The organism is Kineococcus siccus (genome assembly GCF_009906795.1).
GTDB classification, from domain to species: Bacteria; Actinomycetota; Actinomycetes; order Actinomycetales; family Kineococcaceae; genus Kineococcus; species Kineococcus siccus.
Genome location: NZ_JAAALN010000347.1, coordinates 1 through 2,587, shown reverse-complemented (window position 1 = coordinate 2,587; position 2,587 = coordinate 1). Strand labels below are relative to the sequence as shown.

The 2,587-nt window shown below is 73.9% G+C and carries 3 protein-coding genes; all 3 read left to right on the top strand.

Annotated elements, in window-relative coordinates; genetic code table 11:
* On the top strand, positions 1-541 hold a 541-nt coding region (locus GTR02_RS21230), incomplete at its 5' end, for a flavin reductase family protein (RefSeq protein ID WP_166609459.1).
* 62 nt (positions 542-603) lie between these two features.
* Complete coding sequence (locus GTR02_RS21225) at positions 604-1,704, top strand: LLM class flavin-dependent oxidoreductase (protein ID WP_166609458.1); 1,101 nt, start codon at positions 604-606, stop codon at positions 1,702-1,704.
* Positions 1,701-2,587, top strand: an 887-nt coding sequence (locus GTR02_RS21220; RefSeq protein WP_166609457.1) for a glycoside hydrolase family 3 protein, incomplete at its 3' end; no start/stop codon positions are given. The genes GTR02_RS21225 and GTR02_RS21220, both read left to right, overlap by 4 nt.

The following is a 2,587-nucleotide window of genomic DNA, read 5'->3' as shown; positions in this document are numbered from 1 at the left end:
TCCCACCCCCACCGCCGCCCCGCTGCAGACGGTGGACACGGCCGACTCCCGTGCCTTCCGCGACGTCCTGGGTCACGTCCCGACGGGGGTCACCCTCGTCACGAGCGGCGCACCAGGGGCCCCCGCCCCCACGGCGGCGATGGTGGTCGGCACCTTCGGGTCCGTCTCGATGGACCCGCCACTGGTCTGCTTCATGCCCGACCGCAGGTCGACGACCTGGCCCCGGGTGCGGGAGAGCGGGCGGTTCGCGGCCAGCGTCCTCGGATCGCACCAGCAGGAGGTCTGCCGCGCGTTCGCCCGCAAGGAGGCCGACCGCTTCGAGCGGTTCGGCTGGCTGCACACCCCGTCGGGCCTGCACGTCGTGGCCGGGGCCGTCGCGTGGGTCGAGTGCGCGGTGCACGACGTCGTCACCGCCGGCGACCACGACATCGTGCTGGGCCGCGTCCTGGGTCTCGGCGTCGGCGACGAGACCGGCGCGACCCCGGCGGGCGCACCGCTGGTCTTCGCCAGGGGCGCCTACAGCGCACCCGTCCTGCCCTGAGCCGCAGCGCACCTCACCGAGAGCCACCCCACACCCGTGGGCCGAGAGACGACGGAGTCCCGATGCACTTCTCGCTGTTCCTCACCACCCGCTCGACCGGCCCGCACGAGGACCGGGCGGTCCTGGACGCGCTGGTCGAGCACGTCGACCGCGGCGCCGAGCTGGGTTTCGACGCCGTGTTCCAGCCCGACCACCACTTCACCGGGTACGCCCCCCAGGCCTCCGACCCCTTCATGTTCGCCGCCCACCTGGCCGCCCGGCGCCCCGAGCTCTGGTACGGCTTCAGCGTGCAGACCGTCCCGCTGCACCACCCCGTGCGCTTCGCCGAGCGCATGGCCCTGCTCGACCAGCTGACCGACGGGAAGGTGCTGGTCGGGGTCGGTTCCGGCACCACGCCGGAGGAGTCGATCGGTTTCGGCGTCGACTTCCAGGACACCACCCGCCTGTCGCAGGAGAACCTCGAGATCGTCGGACGGCTGCTGGCCAAGGCGCCCGAGGACGAGCCCGTCGTCTTCCAGAACAGCCACTACTCCGGCGCCGTGGTCTCGCGCATCAGCCCGCGACCCTTCCGCGCCACGCCCACGATGATGTCCGTCGCCGCCCGGCCCTCCAGCACCGAGCGCGCCGCCCGGCTGGGCCAGCCCGCGTTCGTCCTGAACTTCCTGCCGCCCGACCTGACCCCGGAGAAGCCCTTCGAGGTGTTCGCCGAGTCGTACACCCGGTACCGCAGCGCCCTCGAGGCCGCCGGTCACCCGCGGGACGTGGTCGACCACGCCCTCGACTGGACCACCCACAGCTACCAGTACGTCCACGTCGCCGAGACCGACGACGCGGCCGAGGCCGAGCTCGACGTCCTGCTGCGGCAGTACCAGCGGACGGTCGAGCGCGAGCACGTCGCCAACAAGGCGGCCGAGGGCATCAGCGGTGTCGACCTGCGCGACCCGGTGGACGCGACCACGCCGGAGTGGAAGCGCGTCTGGTGCCTGCACGGTTCCCCCGAGACCGTCACCGCCAAGCTCGCGGAGTACGCCGACCTCGGGGTCGGGAACCTCCTCGGTGGCTTCATGGGTGGGCCGCTCACCCCCGAACGCCGGCACGCGACGGAGCAGTCCCTGCGGCTGTTCGCCGAGCGGGTCATGCCGCACTTCCGCGTCGCCCGGTGAGCGCGCCCACCGGAGCACCCGCCGAGGTCCTGGCGCCGAGCCTGTCGCTGGAGCAGCGCGCCGCCGCCACCGCCGGGGTGAACGGCTGGACCGCGCACGGGCTGCCGGAGGCCGGTGCGGGGCCCCTGACCCTTCTCGACGGCCCGCTGGGACTCGTGAGCCGCACGATGGACGAGCGCGACACCGCCACGCTGCTGCCCTCCGGCACGGCCCTGGCCGCCAGCTGGGACCCGGACCTGGTGCGGCGCATCGGGTCCCTGCTCGGCGCGGAGGCGCGCGAGCAGCAGGTCGACGTGGTCCTGGGCCCGAACCTCAACCTGCCCCGAACCCCCTCCTCGGGGCGCAGCTTCGAGATGTTCTCCGAGGACCCCCACCTCACCGGTGCGCTGGGCAGCGCCTGGATCCGCGGCCTGCAGCAGCACGGGGTCGCCGCGTGCGCCAAGCACCTGGTGGCCAACGACACCGAGACGCAGCGGCAGGCCATGGACGTGGCCGTCGGGGAGGCGCAGCTGCGCGAGGTCTACCTCGCCCCGTTCGAGGACGCCGTCGCCGCCGGCGTCTGGTGCGTGCTCACGGCCTACAACCGCCTGCGCGGGGAGCACTGCTGCGAGAACGCCGACCTCATCGCCGTCGTGAAGGACGAGTGGGGTTTCGACGGCGTGGTCGTCTCGGACTGGTTCGCCACCAGGGACACCGTCCGGTCCGCGAACGCCGGGCTGGACCTGGAGATGCCGGGCGCACCGCGCTTCTTCGGCCCGGCCCTGGCGCAGGCGGTGGGCGCGGCCCTGGTCGACCCCGGGCGCCTCGACGACGCCGTCGCGCGCGTCGTGCGGCTGGCCCGGCGCACCGGTGCTCGCGACGGCGTCGTCGAGGCGCCCGGGGT

Bases quoted from the DNA above. Each gene is read 5' to 3' on its own strand.
- GTR02_RS21225 (WP_166609458.1), top strand. From the start codon at position 604: ATGCACTTCTCGCTGTTCCTCACCACCCGCTCGACCGGCCCGCACGAG.